We start from the raw sequence: 21,671 nt of genomic DNA on the forward strand, positions 1-21,671 counted from the left end.
TTCCTCTACATGGTGTGATCGATGGGGGAGCCGGTCACGCCCCGGGGCGGCTCACCGGCTTCGCTGCGGACCCCGTCCCGGTCCGGAACCCGGACCGGGAGACGCGGGACCGACGCGACGAGTTCGCGGGTGTAGGGGTGGCCGGGCGCGCGCAGGATCGTGTCCGTGCCGCCCTCCTCCACGACCGAGCCCCGGCGCATGATCAGCACCCGCTCGGTGACTTCCCGCACGACGGCCAGATCGTGGGTGATGAACAGCAGCGCGATGCCCGTCTCGCGCCGCAGCCCGGCCAGCAGCCGCAACACCTGGGCCTGCACCGAGGCGTCCAGCGCCGACACGGGTTCGTCGCAGATGAGCACCTCGGGTCCGGGGGCCAGCGCCCGCGCGATCGCCACCCGCTGGCGCTGCCCGCCGGAGAGCTGGTGCGGTCGCCGGGACAGCAGCTCGGGCGGCAGCCCCACCTGGCGCAGCAGTTCCGCGCCGCGTTCCGCGCGCGCCGGGCGGCGCAGCCCCGGCAGGGCCTCGCCGATGATCCGGCCCACGGTGAACCGGGGATCGACGGAGGCGTACGGGTCCTGCTGCACGAACTGCACCGAGGCCCGGCGCGGCCGCCGCTCCCGTTCGGCCGGCGCCGACCACGGCCGGCCGTGCAGCAGCACCTCCCCGGCGTCCGGGCGGACGAGCCCCAGCGCGACGCGCGCCAGCGTCGTCTTGCCGGACCCCGACTCGCCGACCACGCCCAGTGCCTCGCCGGCCCGCAGCGTGAACGAGACACCGTCCAGCGCGCGCCGACCGTCGGACCCGTAGGACTTGACCAGATCCCGTCCCTCCAGGACGGTTTGGACGACGCCGTCCCGCCCCGGGGACGTGGCCGGGCCCGGTGGCCGCGGCGCGGTCCGGGCCGCGGCCGGCGAAGCCGGCGCCGCCCGCTCGCCGCCGCCCGGTACAGCGTCCAGGAGCATCCGCGTATAGGCGTGCCGGGGCTCGGTCAGCAGCCGCTCGGCGGGACCGCTCTCCACGACCCGGCCCTGCCGCAGGACCAGGATGCGGTCGGCGAGCTGGGCCACCGCCGCCAGGTCGTGGCTGATGAGCAGCAGCCCGCGCCCGCTCGCCGTGAGCCCGCCCAGCAACCGCAGGATCTGCGCCTGCACGATCGCGTCCAGCGCGGTCGTCGGCTCGTCCGCGACCAGCAGCGGCGGATCGGCCGCGAGGGCCGACGCGATCAGCGCCCGCTGCCGCAGCCCGCCGGAGAGCTGGTGCGGGTACTGCGCGCGCCGCGCCTCCGGCTCCGGCACCCCGGCCCGGGTGAGCAGCTCCACCACGCGGGCCGCGGTGCCGTCCGGGCCGGCCGCGCCGTGCAGCCGGACCGCCTCGGCGATCTCGGCGCCCACGGTGCGCAACGGGTCCAGGGCGACCAGCGCGTCCTGGAACACCATGGCGATCCGCCGGCCCCGCACGGCGCGCCACTGCCGCTCCCCGAACGCGGACGCGTCGGTCCCGGCGACGGTCAGCTCCCGCGCCTCGACCCGGGCCCGGGCGCCGGCCAGGCCGATCAGCGCCCGCGCGGTGACCGACTTGCCCGAGCCGGACTCGCCGACCAGCGCCACGCACTCGCCGGGCGCCACCGACAGGGACACGCCGTCCACGGCGGGCCGCGGCTGCCCGGGGAACGTCACGCGCAGCCCCTCCAGCCGCACCAGGTCGCCGGTCGCCGTCCGGTCGTCCGCCGTCGTGCTCATCGCACCGCCCCGACCTGGAGCCGGCGGCCGATCAGGGTCGTGGTGACGACCACGACCGTGACCGCGAGACCGGGGAAGACCGAGATCCACCAGGCGGTCTGCAGGAAGTCCTTGCCGTCGGCGACCATCGCGCCCCAGTCCGCGTCCGGCGGCACCGGACCCAGCCCGAGGACGCTCAGCCCGGCGCCCGAGACGATCGTCGAACCCAGCCCGATGGAGCCGAGCACCACCAGCGGGCCGCCGACGTTGGGCAGCACGTGCCGCAGCACGGTCCGCCAGCCGGGCACCCCGAGGACCCGCGCGGCCTCCACGTACTCCGAGCGCAGCAGCAGCCGGGCCTGGCCGCGCACCAGCCGCGCGTAGCTGGGCACGCCGGCGATGCCCAGGGCGACCGCGACGTTGAGGGTGCCGCCGCCCAGCAACGCCACCACCAGCAGCGCCAGCAGCAGTTCGGGGAAGCCCAGGAGCACCTCCACGGCCCGCATCAGGACGAAGTCGACCCGCCGCCCGCCGCACGCGGACACCAGGCCGAGCAGCGCGCCGCCGCCCACGCCGATGAGCGTCGCGCCCACCGCGATGAGCACGGACAGCCGGGTGCCGTACACCAGCCGCGTGTACACGTCCCGGCCGAGCTGGTCGGTGCCCAGCCAGTGCCGGCCGTCCGGCGGGCGCAGGGCCGCCGCCACGTCCGTCGCGTCGGGGGAGTGGGTGGTGAACAGGCCGGGGAACGCCAGGACCACCGCGAGCAGCACGAGCAGCGCGGCCGCCGTGCCGAGCAGCGGCGAACGCGCCCTGAGCGGACCGGTGGTGAGGGCCGCGGTCTCCGGGTCGGCGGGCGCGATCAGGGCCGAGGTCATGCGACGCCCTCCTCGCGCAGCCGGGGGTCGATCAGCGGATGGACCACGTCGACCAGGGTGTTGACGATCACGAAGACGGTGCTGGAGAGCACCACCAGCGCGGTCACCACCGGCAGGTCGCGGGAGCCGACCGCGCTCGCCAGGATCCGGCCCAGTCCCGGTCGGGTGAAGATGTTCTCCACCAGCACCGCGCCACCGAAGAGACCGCCGAGGATGAACCCGGCCAGGGTGGTCAGCGGCAGCAGCGCGTGCCGCAGGGTGTGACGCAGCAGCAGGGCCCGCTCACCCAGCCCGCGGGAGCGCGCGGTGAGGACGAACGGCTTGCCGTCGGTGGTCTCCAGCTCGTGCCGGATCACCTGGGCCAGCAGCCCGGCCAGCGGCAGCGCCAGCGACAGCGTCGGCAGGACGAGACCGGCGGGCCCGTCCGCCCCGACCGCGGGCAGGACGTGCAGGTTGTAGGAGAACACCGTCAGCAGGATGATGCCCAGCCAGAACGACGGCATCGACACCGCCAGCAGCTCGGTCAGGGCGGCGGCGCCGCGCACCGCCCGGCCCCGCCCCGCGGTCAGGACCGCCGCGAGCACCGCGAGCACCAGCGCGGTGGTCAGCGCCGCGACGGCCAGTTGCACGGTCGGCCAGACCTGGCTGCTCAGCAGCCGGCCGATGGGCTGGCCGAGCTGGTACGACCAGCCGAGGTCGCCGCTCGCCAGTTGCCTCAGCTCCTGCCCGTACTGCACGAGCAGCGGCTGGTCCAGACCCGCCTCGGCCGCGATCTGCCGGCGCAGTGCGGGTGTGGCCGAGGCCCCCGGGCCGATCAGCCCGTCCACGATGTCGCCGGGGGCCAGATGGATCGCGAAGAACGTCACCGTCACCGTGCCCCAGACCACGGCGACACCGGCCGCGGCCCGGCGTACAGCGAACCGGGCCCACGGCGGCAGCGCCGGTACGGACGCGCGCACGCTCACGCCACCTCGATGCCGTAGAAGTCGGTGTCGGCCTCGACGTCGAGCCGCAGCCCCGTGACGCCGTCCCGGTGCGCGACGTCCATGGAGGCGACGTACGCGGGGAACGAGTACGCCTGCGCCACGATCCGGCGCTGCGCCGCGCGGTACAGCTCCAGACGCCGCCCGGCGTCGGTGGTGGCCTCGGCCTGCTCCAGCAGGCCGTCCAGCCGGTCGTCGTGCGCCCGGCTGCCGTTGGCGCCGCCGTCGGCGAACTGCCGCTTGGAGGAGTACAGGGTCCCCAGCGCGCTCGGGTCGGAGCCCTGCCAGCCGAAGGCGAAGATGTCGTAGTCGCCGGTGGACGTCCGCTTGATGGACGACGCCGAGTCCAGCGGCACCAGCTTGTGCTCGATGCCGACCTGCTTGAGGGCGTCCTGCACACCGACGTCGAACGTGTGGTTCTGCGCCGACACGAAGGTCTTGACGTACGGCTGCTCGACGGTGAAGCGCTTGCCGTCCCTGGTGCGGTACCCGGCCCCGTCCCGGCCGGTGTAGCCGAGGTCGTCGAGGAGCGCCTCGGCCTTGGACCTGCTGTAGGCCCACGCCTTGACCGTGCTGTCGTCGTAGCCGGGCGTGGACGGGGTCAAGGGGCCCCAGGCCCTGTCGTACGCCCCTTGGAAGAGGCCCTCCACGATGCCCGCGAAGTCGATGGCGTGCCGGACGGCCTGCCGGGCGCGCAGGTCGTCGAACGGGGCGCGGGTGGTGTTGAGGTAGTAGGTGTACGGCACGCCCGGTATCGCCTTGCGGGTGACGTCGAGTCCGTCGCGGCCGCGCAGGCCGGCCAGCCGGTTCGCCGGTATCAGCTCGGCGACGTCGACCTGGCCCGAGGTGATCGCGCCGACGCGCGCCGCGTCCTCCTTCAGGAGCAGCACCACGATCTCCGCCAGCTTCGCCTTCCCCTTGAGACCGGTGGTCGCCGGGGCCCAGGAGTAGTCGGCGCGGCGCCGCAGGACCGCCTGCTGGCCCGGTGTGACCGAGGAGAAGGTGAACGGGCCGGTGCCGATGACGTACTTGCCTCCGGAGCCCAGGTCGGCGGCGTGGTCGCGCAGCGCGGCGGTGGAGTGGAAGCCGAGGAAGGTGCTGCCGGCGGCCTGGAGGAAGGAGGAGTGCGGCGCCTTGAGGCGGACCGCCACGGTGCGCGCGTCGATCACCTCGGTCTCCCGGTAGGGGCCGAGCAGCCCCGCCGCCCGCTTGGAGGCCGTCTTCGGGGCGACGATGTGGTCGAAGTTGGCCTTCACGGCCTCGGCGTCGAACGGCGTGCCGTCGCTGAAGGTGACCCCGGAACGCAGCGAGAAGGTGTACGTCAGTCCGTCGGACGACACCTTCCAGGAGTCGGCGAGCCACGGCCGTACCGTGCCGTCGTCGTCGATGGCGACCAGGGATTCGAGGACCGGGCGCAGGAGCCGTCCGGTGACCGAGGTGGAGGCGGCGTGCGGGTCCCAACTGTCCGGTTCGACGGCGGCGCCGTAGCGCAGGGTGCCGCCGTCCTTCCTGGCCGAGGGCGGGGTGGAGCCGGAGGAACACGCGGTGAGAGCGGCGGGGCCGAGAAGGGCGACGGCGGTGGCTGTCATGGGGCCGCGTAGGAAGGCACGCCTGCTCTGCATGGGGTGTTCCGATCCTTAAGGGGTGGCGAGGTGAAGGGGAGCGCCGCGGTCGTCGGCCGCCGCTCCCGGGCCGCGTACGGGGGTCCGGCTCGTCGGCCGTGCGCGACGCTTCAGATTTTGCGGGGCCGGGTCGTTCGCAGCCCCCCTGCCCGTCCCCCTAGAGAGGCCCTGTCTGTGGGACAGGGGGGAGTGGCCCGGCCGGCCGCCGACCGGCCGGACCACTCACGCGGGTCGGGTTCAGCCCGCGGTCGCGGCGGCGTCGGAGGCCGCCGGGTCCGCCGCGGGGGCGTCGGCGCGCGGGGTGCGCAGGACGACCACGGCGATGACCAGGGAGACCAGGACGAACGCGGCGCTGAGGCCGTAGGCGAGGCGGAAGCCGCCGGTCAGCGCCTCGACCTGGCTCTTGTGCTCGCCCAGCAGCGTGGCCGTGCGGGAGGCGGCGACGGTGGCCAGGACGGCGGTGCCCAGCGAGGCGCCCACCTGCTGGGTGGTGTTGACCAGGCCGGAGGCGATGCCGGCGTCGGTCGGCGAGGACACCGACATCGCCTGGCCCATCAGGGCGGGCATGGCGGCACCGAAGCCGAGGCCGATCAGGACGAAGCCCGGCACCACGTCGACGGCGTACTGGCCGTCACTGGGCACCCGGGCCAGCAGCGCGAGCCCGGCCGCGACCAGCAGCAGACCGCCGATGAGGACGGCGCGCGGGCCGAAGCGCTGGTTGAGGCGGGCCGCCAGGCCGAGGGAGACGATGGCGATGGTCACGGGGGCGGGCAGGAAGGCCAGACCCGTCTTCAGGGCGTCGTAGCCCAGCACGTTCTGGAAGTACAGGGCGGTGCAGAACTGGTAGCCGAAGAGACCGGCGACCATCAGCAGCATGATGACGTTGGCGCCGGAGATGTTGCGCGAGCGGAAGATGCGCAGCGGCAGCAGGGGCTTGGCCGCGCGGGACTGGCGCCAGACGAAGGCGGCCAGCAGGAGCAGCGAGGCGGCCAGCAGACCCAGGCTGCGCGCGTCGCTCCAGGTGTACTCCTCGGCCTTGATGATGGTGTAGACGAGCAGCATCAGACCGCCGGTCGCCAGCACCGCGCCGGTGATGTCCGCGCCCTCGCGCAGTCCGATCCCGCGCAGTCCGGGGACCACCCGCACGGTCAGCGCGATGGCCACCACGCCGATGGGCACGTTGACCAGGAACACCCACTCCCAACTGAAGCTCTGCGTGAGCACACCGCCCAGGATCAGGCCGAGGGAGGAACCGGCCGCGCCGACGAAGGCGTACGCGGCCAGCGCCTTGGCGCGCTCCGCGGCGTCCTGGAACAGGTTGATGATCATGCCCAGGGCGACGGCGGAGGCCAGTGCGCCGCCCACGCCCTGGATGAAGCGGAACGTCACCAGGGCACCGGGGGAGGTGGCCAGGCCGCAGGCCAGCGAGGCGACGGTGAAGATCACCAGACCCACGGTGAAGACGTGCTTGCTGCCGAGCAGGTCGCCCAGCCGGCCGGAGAGCAGCAGCAGACCGGCGAAGGCGATGAGGTAGGAGTTCACCACCCAGGCCAGTCCGGACTGCGTGAAGCCGAGGTCCTGCTGAATGGTGGGCAGGGCGACGGTGACGATGGAACCGTCCAGGATGATCATCAGATTGCCGACGCAGAGAATGGTCAGCGCCAGCCAGGGGGACTTGGCCGTCGGGACGGGCGGTGGAGCGGACGTGGACATGACGTCATTCCTTCGCGAGGAGCGGAGAACCGGGGAGGCGTGCGCCCGACGGGCACGCGGATCGCGGCGCGCTTCCATGGGGCACTACTTGTTACGGTCCCCATGATGTGTGACTATCCAGTCCGTCGTAAGGAGGCACTTTCATGTCCCTGGGGAACATCGATGTGACCGGTGACCCGCGGACCGCGGCCGAGCGTCCGGTCTGCACGGTCCTGGAGGCGCTGAACCGCATCAGCGGCAAGTGGGCGATCGGCATCCTGCTCAACGTCAGCCACGGACCGGCCCGCTTCACCGAACTGGAGCGCGCGGTACCCGGGATCAGCCGCCGCATGCTCACCCTCACCCTGCGCAACCTCGAACGCGACGGGCTGATCGCGCGCAGGGTGTACGCGACCGTGCCGCCGAAGGTCGAGTACCGGGCGACCGACATGGCCGTCGAGCTGTACGGCTCGCTCACCGCCCTCACCCAGTGGGCCGATCGCCACCGCGAGGCCATCGCCGGCTCCCGCGAGGCGTACGACCGCGAGCACGGCCTGCCCGCCGGAGCCGTCGACTGACGGACCGTCAGCAACCGTCGGCGGTCCCGCTCCTGGCGCTCAGGTCTGTTCCTCGATGCCGATGGCGGTGCGCAGGGAACGCTGGGCCGGGCCGGGTTCGTCGCGCTGGCTCTCCAGCAGGGCCGCCGCTATCGCGTCCAGCTTGCGCTGCACGGCGTGCTCGGCCCGGCGTTCGCTGTTCTTCAGCAGCGCCAGCAGCAGCAGGGTCACCGCGGTCATGGCCTCGCCGGCCAGCATGGTCCAGGTGAGGGGCGCCTTGGCGATGTGGACGCCGACGACGATGCCCACCATGAGCAGGCAGATCCCGAAGAACGCCGGGCTGCTGGTGAAGTTGGAGGCGCGCTCGGCGAGGCGCTCGAAGGGGCCGCGCCTGGGGCCACCGCGTTCGGCGGGATGCTGCAGGGTCACGATGCGCCTCTTTCCGTACGGTACCGACGGCCCGGCCGGGACGGCCCCGACCACGCGGCCCTCCTGCCCCGAGGGCGGGGGAGGATGCGCGTGTGTTCCGCCGGCCCCGAGGCTCACAGATGGCGGCGGCGGGCGGTGACCGCCCGGTCGTACCGGGCGCGGGCACGGGTCGCCGGCTCCCGGCCGGACACCTCCGCCACCGGCACGTCCCACCAGGCCTCGGCCGGCGGCGCGGTCGGCGCCGGGTCGGTCTCGACGTACACGCAGGTCGGGACGGTCGCGGCGCGGGCGGTGACGAGGGCCGCGCGCAGTTCGCGCACGGTCCGGGCGCGCAGGACCCGCATGCCGAGCGAGGCCGCGTTGGCGGCGAGGTCCACGGGCAGCGGCTCGCCGGTGAACGTGCCGTCGGGCGCCCGCCGGCGGTAGGCGGTGCCGAAGCGCTCGCCGCCGGTCTCCTCGGAGAGGCCGCCGATGGAGGCGTAGCCGTGGTTCTGCACCAGGATCAGCTTGACGGGGAGGTCCTCCTGCACGGCGGTGACGATCTCGGTGGGGTTCATCAGGTAGGTGCCGTCGCCGACCAGCGCCCACACGGGCGTGTTCGGGGCGGCCTGCTGGACGCCGAGCGCGGCCGGGATCTCGTACCCCATGCAGGAGTAGCCGTACTCCAGGTGGTACTGGTGCGCAGACCGGGCCCGCCAGAGTTTGTGCAGGTCGCCGGGGAGCGAGCCGGCCGCGTTGATCACCACGTCCTCGTCGTCGACGACCGCGTCCAGCGCGCCGAGCACCTGCGTCTGGGTCGGCACCGCGTCCTCGTCCCCGGCCCGCAGGGCGGCCGCCACGACCCGCTCCCACCGTGCGCGCCCGGCCCGGTACTCGGCCTCGTAGGCGGCGTCCACGCGGTGGCCGCCGAGCGCCTCGGTGAGCGCCGTGAGACCGGCTCGCGCGTCGCAGACCAGCGTGCGGGCGGCGAGCTTGTGGGCGTCGAAGGCGGTGACGTTGAGATTCAGGAAGCGGACCCCGGGGTGCTGGAACAGCGTGCCGGAGGCGGTGGTGAAGTCGGTCCAGCGGGTGCCGACGCCGATCACCAGGTCGGCGGTGCGGGCCAGTTCGTCGGCGACGGCGGTGCCGGTGTGGCCGACCCCGCCGAGGTCGGCGGGGTGGTCGTGACGCAGGGAGCCCTTGCCCGCCTGCGTCGAGGCGACGGGGACACCGGTGGCGTCGACGAGGGCCTTCAGCGCCGGCTCGGCCTCGCTGTGGTGGACGCCGCCGCCCGCGACGATCAGCGGGCGGGCGGCGGCGCGGACCGCTGCCACCGCGTCGGCCAGTTCCAGCGGGTCGGGCGCGGGCCGCCGGACCCGCCAGACGCGGTCGGCGAAGAACTCCTCGGGCCAGTCGAAGGCCTCCGCCTGCACGTCCTGCGGGAGCGCGAGGGTGACCGCGCCGGTCTCGGCCGGATCGGTCAGTACGCGCATCGCCCGGAGCGCGGAGTGCGCCAGCGCCTCGGGGCGGGTGATCCGGTCGAAGTAGCGGGAGACGGGCCGCAGCGTGTCGTTGACCGACACGTCGCCCGCCGTCGGGTGCTCCAGTTGCTGGAGCAGCGGATCGGCGGCGTGCGAGGCGAAGTAGTCGCCGGGCAGCAGGAGCACCGGCAGGCGGTTGACCGTGGCGAGGGCGGCGCCGGTGACCAGGTTGGTGGCGCCGGGACCGATCGACGTGGTCACCGCCTGGACGGCCAGGCGGCGCGACCGGCGGGCGTAGCCGACCGCCGCGTGCACCATCGCCTGCTCGCTGCGGCCCTGGTGGAACGGCATCAGCTCCGCGTACTCGACGAGCGCCTGGCCGACCCCCGCCACGTTGCCGTGCCCGAAGATCCCCCAGGTGCCCGCGACGAGCCGGCGCCGCACGCCGTCCCGCTCGGTGTACTGGGCGGCCAGGAACCGCACCAGGGCCTGGGCGGTGGTCAGGCGGCGGACGCGGGCGCTCACGCGGACCTCCCGGGATCGGCGGGGGCGGCGGGGGCGGTGCACAGGGGCAGCCGGGGGTCGACGGGCTGCCGGGGCCAGGTCTCGCGGACCCAGGCGTGGTCCGGGTGGTCGCTGATCAGCCAGGCGCGCTCCGGGTCCGGGCCCGCCATGACGTTGAGGTAGTACATGTGGTGGCCCGGCGCCGCCATCGACGGCCCGTGCCAGCCGTCCGGGACGAGGACCACGTCGCCGTCGCGGACCTCCGCCAGCACATCGGTGCCGCCGCCCCGCCCGGACGGCGACACCCGCTGGTAGCCGAAGCCGGGGGTCCCCTCGTGGCCGGCGAACTCGAAGTAGTACACCTCCTGGAGTACCGACTCCTCGCCCGCGCGGTGCTCGTCGTGCTTGTGCGGCGGGAACGACGACCAGTTGCCGCCCGGGGTGAGGACCTCGACGGCGATCAGCCGGTCGCACTCGAAGACGTCCGCGGCGCCGAAGTTGTTCACCTGGCGCGAGCAGGAGCCCGCGCCGCGCAACTCGACGGGGACGGCGGAGGCCGGGCCGTAGCGGGCGGGCAGGCGGCGCGCGCAGCGGGCGCCGGTGAGCGCGAACCGGCCCCCGCCGGCCGACTCGACGCTCGCGCGGGCGTCGCGCGGCAGGTACGCGAAGTCGCTGACGGCGCTGAACACGTCGGGCCGGCCGCCCAGGGCGAAGGCGGCCGGGCCCGAGTCGTCGGCGACCGTCACCGTGCAGCCGCCGGCCAGCGGCAGCACGATCCACTCGCTCGTCCCGGTGTCGAAGACGTGCGAACCGCCCGCCGGCAGCTCCAGGACCCGCAGGCTCGCGTGCCCCCAGCCCGCGCTCTCGGGGCCGACGTCCACGGCGTAGGGTCCGCACCGGCCCTCGCCCGCGCGCAGGTGATGGTCCATCGGGTCCTCCTCGTCACAGCCGATACAGCCGATACAGCCGATACGGGCGATACAGATGGGTACGGGCGGGTACGGGCGGGTACGGTCGGCTGCTCACAGCAGGCCGACGGCGGTGTCCACCGCCCGTTCCACCCCGCCCTCGGCCGGGTAGAGCAGCGAACGGCCGACGACCAGGCCCTGCACGGTGGGCAGCCGCAGCGCCTCCCGCCAGCGGGCGTACACGGCCTCTTGGTCGCTGCCGACCTCGCCGCCGAGCAGCACCACCGGCAGGGTGGTGGTGCGCAGTACTTCCGCCATGTCCCGCGGTTCGCGGGTGACGGGGAGCTTCAGCCAGGTGTACGCGGAGGTCCCGCCCAGGCCGGAGGCGATGGCGACGGACCGGGTGACGGCCTCGGCGGACAGGTCGGTGCGCACCCGCCCGTCCACCCGCCGGCACAGGAACGGTTCCACGAACACCGGCAGCCGGCGCTCCGCCATGGCGTTCACGGCCCGCGCGGCGGCCTCCAGGGTGGCCAGCGACCCCGGGTCGTCGTGGTCGATGCGCAGCAGCAGCTTGCCCGCGTCGAACCGGAGGCGGGCGAGGTCCTCGGGGCGGTGGCCGGTGAAGCGGTCGTCCATCTCGAAGGCGGCGCCCGCCAGCCCGCCGCGGTTCATCGAGCCCATCACGACCTTGCCGTCCAGCGCGCCGAGCAGCAGCAGGTCCTCCAGTACGTCGGCGGTGGCGAGCACGCCGTCCACGCCGGGCCGGGACAGCGCGGTGCACAGCCGCCGCAGCAGGTCCGCCCGGTCGGCCATGGCGAGCCGGTGGTCGCCGACGCCGAGGGCGCCGCGCGCCGGATGGTCGGCGGCCACGATCATCAGCCGCCCGCTGGCGCCGACCAGCGGGCGGCGCACCCGGCCGGCCGCCGCCTCGGCGATCCGCTCGGGGTGCCGGGCTCTGACGGCGGTGAGGTCGGGAATGCTGAGGAGGGTCACGACGAGAAGCTCCGTTCCGAGAACCAGGGGTACGCCCGTCCGCCACGGGTAGAGATCGACTCCGGCACGGCCCTTGGTCAGGTCTAGGACCAGAAGGGCGGCCCTGTCAATGTTTTGTACTGACATTCGGACCTGCGGGTGAAATGATGTCTTGACAAAGTCTTGACAGCGGGCTCGTCGAGGACTTGTATCCGTTCCCAGCGCGACGCCGTCTCCCCCCGGCGCACGGCTCCCCGTCACCCGTTCGCACAGTGAGGTGCAGCAGAGATGGACCGCTTGTCGCACACTCCCGTGGACACGCCCCCCGTGCTCGACCGCATCCGGGTCGGCTCCGCCCCCGACTCCTGGGGCGTCTGGTTCCCCGACGACCCCCGCCAGGTGCCCTGGGAACGCTTCCTGGACGAGGTCGCCGGGGCCGGGTACTCCTGGATCGAACTGGGCCCCTACGGCTATCTGCCGACCGATCCCGCCCGCCTCGCCGACGAGGTCGGCGGCCGCGGCCTCAAGGTCTCCGCGGGCACGGTCTTCTGCGGCCTGCACCGGGGCCCGGGGGAGTGGGACGCCACCTGGGAGCAGGTCGGCCGGGTCGCCGCGCTCACCCAAGCGATGGGCGCCGCCCACTTGGTCGTCATCCCCTCCTTCTGGCGGGACGACCGGACGGCCGAGATCCTCGAACCGCCGGAGCTGGACCGCGAGCAGTGGGCCCACCTCACCCGGGGCATGGAGCGCCTGGGCCGCCGGGTGCGGGAGACGTACGGCCTCGACATCGTCGTCCACCCGCACGCCGACACCCACCTCGACACCGAGGAGCACGTCACCCGCTTCCTGGACTCCACCGACCCCGGCCTGGTCGGCCTCTGCCTCGACACCGGTCACTACGCCTACTGCGGCGGCGACAGCGTCGAACTGATCGAGAGCTACGGCGAACGCGTCGGCTACCTGCACCTCAAGCAGGTCGACCCCGGCGTGCTCGCCGCGGTCCGCGCCGAGGGGCTGCCGTTCGGACCGGCCGTACAGCGCGGCGTGATGTGCGAACCGCCCAACGGCGTACCGGAGCTGGGGCCGGTGCTGACGGCGGCCCAGCGGCTGGGCGTGGACCTGTTCGCCATCGTCGAGCAGGACATGTACCCCTGCGAGCCGGACCGCCCGCTGCCCGTCGCCGAGCGCACCCGGCGGTTCCTGCGGTCCTGCGGCGCCTGACACCGGCCGGCGCGTCACCCCACCGTCAGCCACGTCACCCCACCGTCACCCACGTCCCCGTCCCGGCCGACCGGATCATCGCGTCCACGACCGTCGCGCAGCGCACCGCGTCCGGGAGGGTGGCGCCGTGCGGGGTGCCCTCGGCGATCGAGCGCAGGAAGCGGTACGCCTCGACCACCTTCAGGTCGTCGTACCCCATGGCGTTCGCGGCACCGGGCTGGAACGCGGCGAACTCGCCGTCGCCGGGACCGACGTACACCGTGGCCACCGGCTGGTCCTGGTAGGCCGGGCCCCGGGCGACACCCAGTTCGTTCAGGCGGCGGAAGTCCCAGAACACCGCGCCCCGGGTGCCGTGCACCTCGAAGCCGTACGTGTTCTGCTCGCCGACCGAGACCCGGCACGCCTCCAGCACGCCGCGGGCCCCGGAGGCGAAGCGCAGCAGGCAGCCGACGTAGTCCTCGTTCTCGACCCGGCCGGGCGCGCCGCCCGGGGCCCGCTGGTGCCCCGGGCCGGGGGCGGGCGGACGGGCCCGCTCCGGTACGAACAGGGCCGTGTCGGCGGTCAGCGACGTGATGTCGCCGAGCAGGAAGTGCGCGAGGTCCACGCCGTGCGAGGCGAGGTCGCCCAGCACCCCGCTGCCGCCGCGGGCCCGCTCGTACCGCCAGCTCAGCGCCGCTTCCGGGTGGGCGGCGTAGTCGCTGAACAGACGGATGCGGACGTGGGTGACGGCGCCGATCCCGCCGCCCGTGATCAGCTCGCGGGCGGCCTCGACGGCGGGCGCGTTGCGGTAGTTGAAGCCGACGGCGCCCTGCACGCCCGCCTTCGCGACCGCGTCGGCCACCGCGCGGGCGTCCGCGGCGCCCAGACCGACCGGCTTCTCGATCCACAGGTGCTTGCCCGCCTCGGCCAGCGCCACGCCGATCTCGCGGTGCAGGAAGTTCGGGACGGTGACGCTGACCGCCTCGACCCGCGGGTCGGCGGCCACCTCCCGCCAGTCCCGCGTGGCCGAGGCGAACCCGAAGCGCGCGGCGGCCTCCTCGGCCCGCCCCGGCACCTCCTCGGCGACCCAGACCGGCTCGGGGCGCAGCGGGAGCAGCGGGTAGTGATGGGCGACCCGCGCGTACGCCTGGGTGTGCACCCGGCCCATCCAGCCGAAACCGACGACGGCGACACCGAGCGCTTCCACCATGCGAGCCCCTCGTAGGACCGGTCCTCGTCCCGCTCTGCGGCCCACCCTGGGCGGCCCCCACCGCGCTGTCAACCGCGCGGCGGCGCAGAAAGTCAAACAAAATTGTTGACAATCTTGTTCGGCTAGTTTTACTTTCGACAGGCACTCACTCAGGGAGGGCAACCATGCCGAAACCAGCCGCTCCGAGCACCGGAGAGCAGGCGAAACAGCTCGCTCTCGGGCAACTGCGGCAGGCCATTCTGCGCGGCGAGATGGCACCGGCCCAACGGCTGGTGGAGAACGAACTGGCCGAACAGTTCGGCGTGACCCGGGCCAGCATCCGGGCCGCGCTGATCGACCTGGAGTCCCAGGGACTGGTCGAGCGCATCCGCAACCGCGGTTCGCGGGTGCGGGTGGTGACCGTGGAGGAAGCGGTCGCCATCACCGAGTGCCGGCTGGTCCTCGAAGGACTCTGCGCGGCCAAGGCGGCCGTCGCGGTGGACGACGCGCAGCTCGCCGAGCTGACCGGCCTCGGCACGGCGATGCGCAAGGCCGTGGCCGGCGGCGAACCGCTGACCTACTCGGATCTCAACCACGAACTCCACGCCCGGATCCGGGAGTTCTCCGGCCAGCGCACCGCCGTGGAACTGCTGGAACGGCTCAACGCCCAACTGGTCCGCCACCGCTTCCAGTTGGCGCTGCGCCCGGGACGCCCCCAGCAGTCCCTGAGCGAGCATCTGGCCATGATCGAGGCGATCGAGGCCAGGGACCCGCAGGCGGCCGAGGCGGCCGTCCGCGCCCACCTCGCCAGTGTGATCGAGGCGCTGCGCGACTGACCCGAGAGCGGGGCGGGCGCACCCCTGTCACCGGCGTACGCGCCGCCGCGGCCGTACCACCCGGCGCGCACCCGGCGGCCGACCGAGCCCGAAGAGGAAGAGACACAGCGATGACGCACGGCAACGCGCCCGCCGTCCCCACCCACCACCGCAACACCCCCGAGGAGCAGGCATGAGCGGCGTCATCGTCACCGGCCCCCCGAAGGCGGCGGCCGAGGACGTCGAGGCCCTGACGGGCTACGGCGTGGCCACCGTCCACGAGGCCATGGGCCGCACCGGTCTGCTCGGCCCCGGCCTGCGCCCGATCCAGCAGGACACCCGGATCGCCGGCACCGCCGTCACCGTGCTCTCCTGGCCCGGCGACAACCTCATGATCCACGCGGCCGTCGAGCAGTGCGGCGAGGGCGACGTCCTCGTCGTCACCACCACCTCGCCCTCCACGGACGGCCTCTTCGGGGAGCTGTTCGCCACCGCTCTCCAGCAGCGCGGCGTGCGCGGACTGGTCATCAACACCGGCATCCGGGACACCTCCGAACTGCGCGAGATGAACTTCCCCGCCTGGTCCGCCGCCGTGTCCGCGCAGGGCACGGTCAAGGCGACCGGCGGCTCGGTCAACGTGCCGGTCGTGATCGGCGGCCAGGTGATCCACCCCGGTGACGTCATCGTCGCCGACGACGACGGCGTGGTGGTCGTCCCGCGCGAACGGGCCCGGCAGGCCGCCGAGGCGTCCGAGGCCCGCGAGAACAAGGAGGCCGCGACCCGCGCCGCCTTCCAGGCGGGGCAGCTCGGCCTCGACCGCTACGGCCTGCGCGAGAAGCTCGCCGAACTGGGCGTCACCTACCGCCCGTACGAGGAGTACACCCGCCACGGGGAGGGATCGTGACCGTCCCCGGAGAGGTCCGCTGCATGCTGATGCGCGGTGGCACCTCCAAGGGCGCCTACTTCCTCGCCGGGGACCTGCCCGGGGACCGCACCGCCCGCGACGACCTGCTGCTGCGGGTCATGGGCAGCCCCGACCCGGCCCAGATCGACGGCCTGGGCGGCGGCCACCCGCTGACCAGCAAGGTCGCCGTGGTCTCCGCCTCGGCCGACCCGGACGCCGACGTCGACTACCTGTTCCTCCAGGTCGGCGTCGACCGGCCGGAGGTCACCGACCGGCAGAACTGCGGCAACATCCTCGCCGGAGTGGGCCCGTTCGCCGTCGAACGCGGCCTGGTCCGCGCCGGGGACGGGCAGACGTCCGTACGCATCCGGATGCGGAACACCGGGGAGCTGGCCGTCGCCACCTTCCCCACCCCCGGCGGGCGCGTCGAGTACGGCGGTGACGCGGAGATATCGGGCGTGCCCGGCACCGCCGCCGCCGTCGTCATCGAGTTCCCGCAGGGCGGCAGCCCGCTGCTGCCCACCGGCCGGGTCCGCGACACCGTGGCCGGCACCGAGGTGACCTGCGTCGACAACGGCATGCCGGTCGTGCTGATCCCGGCGGCCGCCCTGGACGTCACCGGCTACGAGGAGCCCGGGGACCTGGAGGCGGACACCGCCCTCGCCGCCCGCCTCCGGGAGATCCGGCTCGAAGCCGGGCGCCTGATGGGCCTCGGCGACGTCGAGGGCACCACGGTGCCCAAGCTCAGTCTGCTCGCCCCGCCCCGGGACGGCGGCGCGGTCACCACCCGCACCTTCATCCCGGTCCGCTGCCACACCTCCATCGGCGTCCTGGGCGCCGCGAGCGTCGCCGCGGGGCTCCTCCTGCCCGGCGGGGTGGGGGAGGGGATCGCGCGACCGGCCGGCTCCGGCGACCGGTCGCGCGTCGAACACCCCACCGGCTTCCTGGAGGTCGAGACCGTCGTCGACCCCGGGACCGGCGACACGCCCCCGGTGGTCCGCCGTACCGCCGTCGTGCGCACCGCACGGAAGATCTTCGACGGCACCGTGTTCCCCCGCTCCGCCGGGACGGCCCCCGCTCCCGCACCATCCCCTGGAGGCAACGATGACTCCGCCGCTCGGTGACATCGCCCATGTCGGCCACGCCCAGTTGTTCACGCCCGACCTGGACGCGAGCGTCGCCTTCTTCACCGACTACCTCGGCCTGACCGTCAACGGCCGCCACGGCGACACGGTCTACCTGCGCACCTACGACGACTACGAGCACCACAGCCTGGTGCTCACCGCCCGCGAGACGCCCGGCCTCGGCCGGCTCGCGCTGCGCGCCTCCGGTGAGGAGGCGCTCCAGCGCCGGGTGCGGGCGCTGGAGGCGGCCGGCCGTGCCGGTACGTGGGTGGAGGACGAGCCCGGTATCGGCAAGCTCTACCTCACCACCGACCCCGACGGGCACGAGCACGCCCTGTACTGGGAGAGCGAGCACTACCGGGCCCCCGACGGGCTGCGCCCCGCGCTGAAGAACCAGCCGCAGGCCAAGCCCAACCGGGGCGTGGGCGTGCGCCGCCTGGACCACATCAACTTCCTGGCCTCCGACGTGCTCGCCAACGCCGAGTTCCAGGAGAACCTGCTGGGCGCCCGGCCCACCGAGCAGATCCGCCTGGACACCGGCAGGATCGCCGCCCGCTGGCTGACCTTCACCGACAAGTCCTACGACGTCGTCTACACCGAGGACTGGACCGGCAACTCCGGCCGGCTGCACCACATCGCCTTCGCGGCCGACACCCGCGAGGACATCCTGCGCGCCGCCGACCTCGCCATCGACACCGGCGTCTTCATCGAGACCGGCCCGCACAAGCACGCCATCCAGCAGACGTTCTTCCTCTACGTCTACGAACCCGGCGGCAACCGCATCGAGCTGTGCAACCCGCTCACCCGGCTGGTACTGGCGCCCGACTGGCCGCTGATCACCTGGACCGAGGAGGAGCGCGCCAAGGGCCAGGCGTGGGGGCTGAAGACCATCGCGTCCTTCCACACCCACGGCACCCCGCCGGTCGCCTGAGCGGTCCTCGCCAGGGGAAAGAGCAGTCGCCGGATACTTCCTGAGATTGTTAACAGAAACGTTGACACTGGATGGCCGAATCCTTAGCGTCTAGCGCACAACGGGCCCGCGCCGCGGGAAGCGGCGCGGGCCCGGTTCGCAGATCCCCTCCAGGCAACTCCTCCTGGACGAGAGGAAAACAACGATGTCCTCCTCCCCCGCCCTGTCCTCCCGGGGCAGCAGACTGGCTCTGCTGGTCGTCGCCCTGTGCTGGGTCGCCGTGCTCTTCGACGGCCTGGACATGTTCATCTACGGGTCGGTACTGCCCCACATGCTGGAGCAGAAGGCCCTCGGGATCACTTCGGGCCAGGCAGGAGACCTGGGCAGCTACGCCACCTTCGGCATGCTCGTCGGCGCGCTCGCCGCGGGGACCGTCGCGGACCGCGTCGGCCGCAGGAAACTGATGCTCGCCTGCGTCACCCTCTTCTCCCTGGCCTCCGGCCTCTGCGCGGTCGCGGACGGCGTCACCGTCTTCGGCCTCGGCCGGACCCTGGCCGGCGTCGGCCTCGGCGGCCTGCTGCCCACCGCGATCAGCATGGTCTCGGACTACGCCCCGCGCGGCCGGGCCGCCCTCACCATCGGGCTGCTGATGACCGCCCACCACGCCGGCGGCATCCTCTCCGCCTACGTGGCCCTGTGGATCGTGGAGCCGCTCGGCTGGCGCGCCGCCTTCTGGGTCTGCGTGCTCCCGCTGCTCTTCGTCCCGGTGCTGTTCAAGTGGCTGCCCGAGTCCCTGAGCTTCCTGGTCGCCAAGGGCCGCACCGAGGAGGCCCGTGAGCTGGCCGGCCGCTTCGACGTCGAACTCCCCGCCGCCACCGGCCGGACCTCCGGCGCCGCCTGGGCCAACCTGGCCCACCTCTTCCGCGGCCGCGAGTGGATCCAGACCCTGCTGTACTGGCTGGCCTCCTTCGGCGGACTCCTCCTCGTCTACGGCGTCGCCACCTGGCTGCCCACCCTGATGCGCAGCGAGGGCTACGAACTGGGCTCCGCGCTGACCTTCGTGGTCCTGTTCAACCTCGGCGGCATCGTGGGCATGCTGGTCGCCGGCCGTGCCTCCGACCGCTTCGGCGCCCCGCGCATCTCCGCGATCTGGTTCGCGCTGACCGCCGCCGGGGTCTTCCTGCTCAGCGTCCACATGCCGCTGGCGCTCACCTTCGTGGTCGTCTTCCTCACCGGTGTCTTCCTCAACAGCGCCCAGACCATGATCTACGCGACGGTGTCCATCGGCTCCTCCCCGGCCCACCGCGCCACCGCCGTCGGCTGGACCTCCGGAATGGGCCGCTTCGGCGCCGTCTTCGGACCGTGGCTCGGCGGCCAGCTCCTCGCCGCGGACCAGGGCGACTGGGGCTTCACCGCCTTCGCGATCGCCGGCGTCTCCTCCATGGTGTTCATCGGCATCGCCGCGGTGCGCACGGCGAAGCGGCCCCCGGCCGCCGACGGTACGGGGCACAAGCTCGTCGCCGCGCACTGAGGACACCGCCCACGCACAGACACGCCCTGCCCTGGGACGCCGGCCGCCGCGAGGACGCGGGGGCCGGCGTCGGCGGGCGCGGGCGACCGGCCGTCCCGCCCGTTCAGGGGGAGGGCGAGCCGAGGGACTTCAGCTCGTCGGCGCACTCCTCGGGCAGGGATCCGATCCTGATCTCGTCCCGCTGCACGACCCTGTCCGAGGGCATCGGGACGTTCCCCGCCGGTCCCTCGCCCCGGGCCTCGGCGCGGCGCTCGGCCTCGGCGCGGCGCTCGGCCGCGTCATCGGCGCGCTCCTGGGCGACGGCGTCGGCGATCTCCTCGCAGTCCGGGGCGCCGGTCGCCGTCGGCGTCGGGGCGTCCGGCAAGAACTCCGGCCCGTCCGCGTACGGATCGCCGGACAGGGCGTACGTGGCGGCGAGCCCGGACAGGCACAGCCCCGCCCAGACGGCGGCGAGCCGCCGGCGGGCGTTCACCGGGGACCCGGCCGCCGGCCGGGCGGGACGGGGCCGGGTAAGACGGGCCCCGCGGCACGGGAGAGGTTCACCGGGGTTCCTTCCCGGCCGGAACGGACGGCGACACCGCCGCCGGGGGAGCGGCCGGCCGCCGCGAGAGCCAGGCCGCGGCCAGCGCGCCGGAGATGTTGTGCCACACGGAGAAGACGGCCGCGGGCAGCGCGGCCAGCGGACTGAAGTGGGCGGTGGCCAGCGAGGCCGCGAGCCCCGAGTTCTGCATGCCGACCTCGAAGGCCATGGCGCGGCTGCCCGGTTCGCCGAGCCGCCCGAGCCGTCCCGCCCCGTAGCCGAGGGCCAGGCCCAGGCCGTTGTGGAGCACGACAGCGACGAAGACCAGCCCGGCGGCCGACTTGATGGCGTCGGCGCTGCCCGCCACCACCACGGCCACGATCACCGAGATCGTCAGCGCGGAGAGCCAGGGCAGCACCGGCAGCGCCCGCCGCACCCACCGGCCCGCCACCAGCCGTACGGCGAGACCGGCGAGGACCGGCAGCAGCACCGTCTTCAGGATGTCGGTGACCATCGACCCGGTGTCGACCGGCAGGTACGCGCCCGCCAGGAGCAGCGTCAGCGGCGGCGTGACCAGCGGGGCGACCAGCGTGGAGACGGTCGCGACGGAGACGGACAGGGCGACGTCGCCGCGGGCGAGGTAGGTCACCACGTTGGAGGCCGTGCCGCTCGGGGCGCAGCCGACCAGGATGACACCGGCGGCGAGCTGCGGCGGGAGCTGCAGCAGGTGGGCGATGGCCCAGCCGAGCCCCGGCATGATGACGTAGTGCGCGACCAGCCCGAGGGCCACCGCCCACGGGCGTCTGACCACGCCCCGGAAGTCCTCCGGGGTCATGGTGATGCCCATGCAGAACATCACGACGCCCAGCAGATAGGGCACCGCCCCGCTCCAGCCGGAGAAGCTTCCCGGCAGGAGCATCCCGAGGGCGCCGGCGGCGAGGACGAGGAGCGGGAAGACGGTGACGGCACGACGCGCGGAGCTGTCGCCGCCGACGTCCTTGTTGCGGTGTTCGGTTTCTTCGGTACGCACCCGGCGAGACAACGCCTGGTCAGGGGCGCGACGCAACACCGTCTCGCGATGTGATCACCGCCTTGACGCGGCGCGGTGGCTCAGTCCCGGCCCATCTGGTCCTCGGCCGACAGGTGCGCCACCGTCCTGCCGGTCTCGGTGAAGGTACGGGTGACCTCGCCGGAGGAGTACACCCACAGGATGCGCAGCGGGGTGTCGCCGACATTGCGGAACAGGTGGGGGACCGGGGACGGGATGTACGTGGTGTCGAAGCGCTCCAGCCGCGTCACCTCGCCGTCCACCCACACCTCCGCCTCGCCGTCGAGGACCGTGACGTGCTCGGCGCAGTTGTGCGAGTGCAGCGGCGCCCCGGAGCCCACCGGATACACGCTCATGCCGCTGGTGACGAGGTTCTCCCCGCCCGCGGACGCCGTGGTGATCAGCGGCGTGGTCACCACCGCGCCGCCCCGGTCGAGCAGGGGTACGGACGCGGCTTTGACGATGGTGGTCATCCGGGGGTTCCTCTCCGTTCGAGCACGTTGCGTCGGACGACGTTAGGTCGCGCGGACGCGAAACGGTGCCCTCCGCCGTGCAGGTTTACCTTGCGCTCCGGGAGGGGTGAGCATCTTCCGCCCGCCTGTACCGTCACCTGTCACCGCAGGGCCCTCGACCCTTTGCGGAAACGCGCCGGAAAGAAAAGGCAGGTATCGGCCACATGAGGCTCCCCGTTCTCACCGAAGAGG

Annotated in this window: 20 protein-coding genes; 7 read left to right on the top strand and 13 right to left on the bottom strand. The window is 73.6% G+C overall.

Translation table 11 applies throughout. The features are described 5' to 3' along the window. Positions 1-5: 5 nt before the first annotated feature. From ABEB00_RS32610 to ABEB00_RS32630, 5 genes are all read right to left on the bottom strand, one after another. Positions 6-1,739, bottom strand: coding sequence for a dipeptide ABC transporter ATP-binding protein (locus ABEB00_RS32610; protein WP_345624305.1), 1,734 nt, complete (start codon positions 1,737-1,739; stop codon positions 6-8). Then, on the bottom strand, positions 1,736-2,596 hold the full coding sequence (locus ABEB00_RS32615) for an ABC transporter permease (protein WP_345624306.1): 861 nt from the start codon (positions 2,594-2,596) through the stop codon (positions 1,736-1,738). The genes ABEB00_RS32610 and ABEB00_RS32615 overlap by 4 nt, the downstream gene beginning before the upstream one ends. Further along, complete coding sequence (locus tag ABEB00_RS32620; RefSeq protein WP_345624307.1) at positions 2,593-3,561, bottom strand: ABC transporter permease; 969 nt, start codon at positions 3,559-3,561, stop codon at positions 2,593-2,595. The genes ABEB00_RS32615 and ABEB00_RS32620 overlap by 4 nt, the downstream gene beginning before the upstream one ends. Further along, positions 3,558-5,168, bottom strand: coding sequence for an ABC transporter substrate-binding protein (locus ABEB00_RS32625; protein ID WP_345624308.1), 1,611 nt, complete (start codon positions 5,166-5,168; stop codon positions 3,558-3,560). The genes ABEB00_RS32620 and ABEB00_RS32625 overlap by 4 nt, the downstream gene beginning before the upstream one ends. A gap of 270 nt (positions 5,169-5,438) precedes the next feature. Then, positions 5,439-6,914: an MFS transporter gene (locus ABEB00_RS32630; RefSeq protein ID WP_345624309.1), complete on the bottom strand. Its 1,476-nt coding sequence runs from the start codon at positions 6,912-6,914 to the stop codon at positions 5,439-5,441. A 143-nt stretch (positions 6,915-7,057) separates the two neighbouring features. On the opposite strand from ABEB00_RS32630, the gene ABEB00_RS32635 reads away from it, so the two are divergent. After that, positions 7,058-7,471 (top strand): winged helix-turn-helix transcriptional regulator, encoded by a 414-nt coding sequence (locus tag ABEB00_RS32635; protein ID WP_345624310.1) that lies wholly within the window; start codon positions 7,058-7,060, stop codon positions 7,469-7,471. Positions 7,472-7,510: 39 nt separating this feature from the next. Here ABEB00_RS32635 and ABEB00_RS32640 read toward each other — a convergent pair whose 3' ends face one another. The 4 genes from ABEB00_RS32640 to ABEB00_RS32655 form a co-directional block, all read right to left on the bottom strand. Then, complete coding sequence (locus tag ABEB00_RS32640) at positions 7,511-7,879, bottom strand: low affinity iron permease family protein (protein ID WP_345624311.1); 369 nt, start codon at positions 7,877-7,879, stop codon at positions 7,511-7,513. Positions 7,880-7,992: 113 nt separating this feature from the next. Further along, on the bottom strand, positions 7,993-9,864 hold the full coding sequence (gene iolD, locus ABEB00_RS32645; RefSeq protein WP_345624312.1) for a 3D-(3,5/4)-trihydroxycyclohexane-1,2-dione acylhydrolase (decyclizing): 1,872 nt from the start codon (positions 9,862-9,864) through the stop codon (positions 7,993-7,995). Beyond that, complete coding sequence (iolB, locus tag ABEB00_RS32650; protein ID WP_345624313.1) at positions 9,861-10,772, bottom strand: 5-deoxy-glucuronate isomerase; 912 nt, start codon at positions 10,770-10,772, stop codon at positions 9,861-9,863. The genes iolD and iolB overlap by 4 nt, the downstream gene beginning before the upstream one ends. 93 nt (positions 10,773-10,865) lie before the next feature. Continuing rightward, positions 10,866-11,747: a Cgl0159 family (beta/alpha)8-fold protein gene (locus ABEB00_RS32655; protein WP_345624314.1), complete on the bottom strand. Its 882-nt coding sequence runs from the start codon at positions 11,745-11,747 to the stop codon at positions 10,866-10,868. Positions 11,748-12,014: 267 nt separating this feature from the next. Between ABEB00_RS32655 and ABEB00_RS32660 the strand changes: the two genes are divergently transcribed. After that, positions 12,015-12,947: a sugar phosphate isomerase/epimerase family protein gene (locus ABEB00_RS32660; protein ID WP_345624315.1), complete on the top strand. Its 933-nt coding sequence runs from the start codon at positions 12,015-12,017 to the stop codon at positions 12,945-12,947. 34 nt (positions 12,948-12,981) lie between these two features. Here the strand turns inward: ABEB00_RS32660 and ABEB00_RS32665 are convergent, their stop codons facing one another. Continuing rightward, positions 12,982-14,136 (bottom strand): Gfo/Idh/MocA family protein, encoded by a 1,155-nt coding sequence (locus tag ABEB00_RS32665; RefSeq protein WP_345624316.1) that lies wholly within the window; start codon positions 14,134-14,136, stop codon positions 12,982-12,984. 164 nt (positions 14,137-14,300) lie between these two features. On the opposite strand from ABEB00_RS32665, the gene ABEB00_RS32670 reads away from it, so the two are divergent. The 5 genes from ABEB00_RS32670 (at position 14,301) to ABEB00_RS32690 (ending at position 19,399) form a co-directional block, all read left to right on the top strand. After that, positions 14,301-14,951, top strand: coding sequence for a GntR family transcriptional regulator (locus tag ABEB00_RS32670; RefSeq protein ID WP_345624317.1), 651 nt, complete (start codon positions 14,301-14,303; stop codon positions 14,949-14,951). A gap of 172 nt (positions 14,952-15,123) precedes the next feature. Next, positions 15,124-15,834 carry a 4-carboxy-4-hydroxy-2-oxoadipate aldolase/oxaloacetate decarboxylase gene (locus ABEB00_RS32675; protein WP_345624318.1) on the top strand — a complete coding sequence of 237 codons (711 nt, stop codon included), beginning with the start codon at positions 15,124-15,126 and terminating at the stop codon, positions 15,832-15,834. Between the two features lie 23 nt (positions 15,835-15,857). Continuing rightward, positions 15,858-16,958, top strand: a complete 1,101-nt coding sequence (locus ABEB00_RS32680; RefSeq protein WP_425586615.1) for a 4-oxalomesaconate tautomerase — start codon at positions 15,858-15,860, stop codon at positions 16,956-16,958. Next, positions 16,939-17,889 (top strand): VOC family protein, encoded by a 951-nt coding sequence (locus ABEB00_RS32685; RefSeq protein ID WP_345624320.1) that lies wholly within the window; start codon positions 16,939-16,941, stop codon positions 17,887-17,889. Before ABEB00_RS32680 ends, ABEB00_RS32685 begins: the two co-directional genes overlap by 20 nt. 184 nt (positions 17,890-18,073) lie before the next feature. Next, a complete protein-coding gene (locus ABEB00_RS32690) occupies positions 18,074-19,399 on the top strand; it encodes an MFS transporter (RefSeq protein ID WP_345624321.1) in 1,326 nt (441 codons plus the stop codon). A gap of 103 nt (positions 19,400-19,502) precedes the next feature. On the opposite strand, the gene ABEB00_RS32695 is transcribed toward ABEB00_RS32690, so the two are convergent. The 3 genes from ABEB00_RS32695 to ABEB00_RS32705 form a co-directional block, all read right to left on the bottom strand. Then, on the bottom strand, positions 19,503-19,871 hold the full coding sequence (locus tag ABEB00_RS32695; protein WP_345624322.1) for a hypothetical protein: 369 nt from the start codon (positions 19,869-19,871) through the stop codon (positions 19,503-19,505). A gap of 67 nt (positions 19,872-19,938) precedes the next feature. Continuing rightward, positions 19,939-20,949, bottom strand: coding sequence for a bile acid:sodium symporter family protein (locus ABEB00_RS32700; RefSeq protein WP_345624323.1), 1,011 nt, complete (start codon positions 20,947-20,949; stop codon positions 19,939-19,941). Positions 20,950-21,029: 80 nt separating this feature from the next. Beyond that, positions 21,030-21,440 carry a cupin domain-containing protein gene (locus tag ABEB00_RS32705; RefSeq protein ID WP_345624324.1) on the bottom strand — a complete coding sequence of 137 codons (411 nt, stop codon included), beginning with the start codon at positions 21,438-21,440 and terminating at the stop codon, positions 21,030-21,032. Positions 21,441-21,671: the final 231 nt, after the last annotated feature.

This window comes from Streptomyces ziwulingensis, from assembly GCF_039542605.1.
Lineage (GTDB): Bacteria > Actinomycetota > Actinomycetes > Streptomycetales > Streptomycetaceae > Streptomyces > Streptomyces ziwulingensis.

Bases quoted from the DNA above. Each gene is read 5' to 3' on its own strand.
- ABEB00_RS32610 (WP_345624305.1), bottom strand. From the start codon at position 1,739: ATGAGCACGACGGCGGACGACCGGACGGCGACCGGCGACCTGGTGCGG.
- ABEB00_RS32670 (WP_345624317.1), top strand. From the start codon at position 14,301: ATGCCGAAACCAGCCGCTCCGAGCACCGGAGAGCAGGCGAAACAGCTC.
- ABEB00_RS32665 (WP_345624316.1), bottom strand. From the start codon at position 14,136: ATGGTGGAAGCGCTCGGTGTCGCCGTCGTCGGTTTCGGCTGGATGGGC.
- ABEB00_RS32685 (WP_345624320.1), top strand. From the start codon at position 16,939: ATGACTCCGCCGCTCGGTGACATCGCCCATGTCGGCCACGCCCAGTTG.
- ABEB00_RS32680 (WP_425586615.1), top strand. From the start codon at position 15,858: ATGCTGATGCGCGGTGGCACCTCCAAGGGCGCCTACTTCCTCGCCGGG.
- ABEB00_RS32705 (WP_345624324.1), bottom strand. From the start codon at position 21,440: ATGACCACCATCGTCAAAGCCGCGTCCGTACCCCTGCTCGACCGGGGC.
- ABEB00_RS32690 (WP_345624321.1), top strand. From the start codon at position 18,074: ATGTCCTCCTCCCCCGCCCTGTCCTCCCGGGGCAGCAGACTGGCTCTG.
- iolB (WP_345624313.1), bottom strand. From the start codon at position 10,772: ATGGACCATCACCTGCGCGCGGGCGAGGGCCGGTGCGGACCCTACGCC.
- ABEB00_RS32615 (WP_345624306.1), bottom strand. From the start codon at position 2,596: ATGACCTCGGCCCTGATCGCGCCCGCCGACCCGGAGACCGCGGCCCTC.
- ABEB00_RS32635 (WP_345624310.1), top strand. From the start codon at position 7,058: ATGTCCCTGGGGAACATCGATGTGACCGGTGACCCGCGGACCGCGGCC.
- ABEB00_RS32660 (WP_345624315.1), top strand. From the start codon at position 12,015: ATGGACCGCTTGTCGCACACTCCCGTGGACACGCCCCCCGTGCTCGAC.
- ABEB00_RS32675 (WP_345624318.1), top strand. From the start codon at position 15,124: ATGAGCGGCGTCATCGTCACCGGCCCCCCGAAGGCGGCGGCCGAGGAC.
- ABEB00_RS32625 (WP_345624308.1), bottom strand. From the start codon at position 5,168: ATGACAGCCACCGCCGTCGCCCTTCTCGGCCCCGCCGCTCTCACCGCG.
- ABEB00_RS32630 (WP_345624309.1), bottom strand. From the start codon at position 6,914: ATGTCCACGTCCGCTCCACCGCCCGTCCCGACGGCCAAGTCCCCCTGG.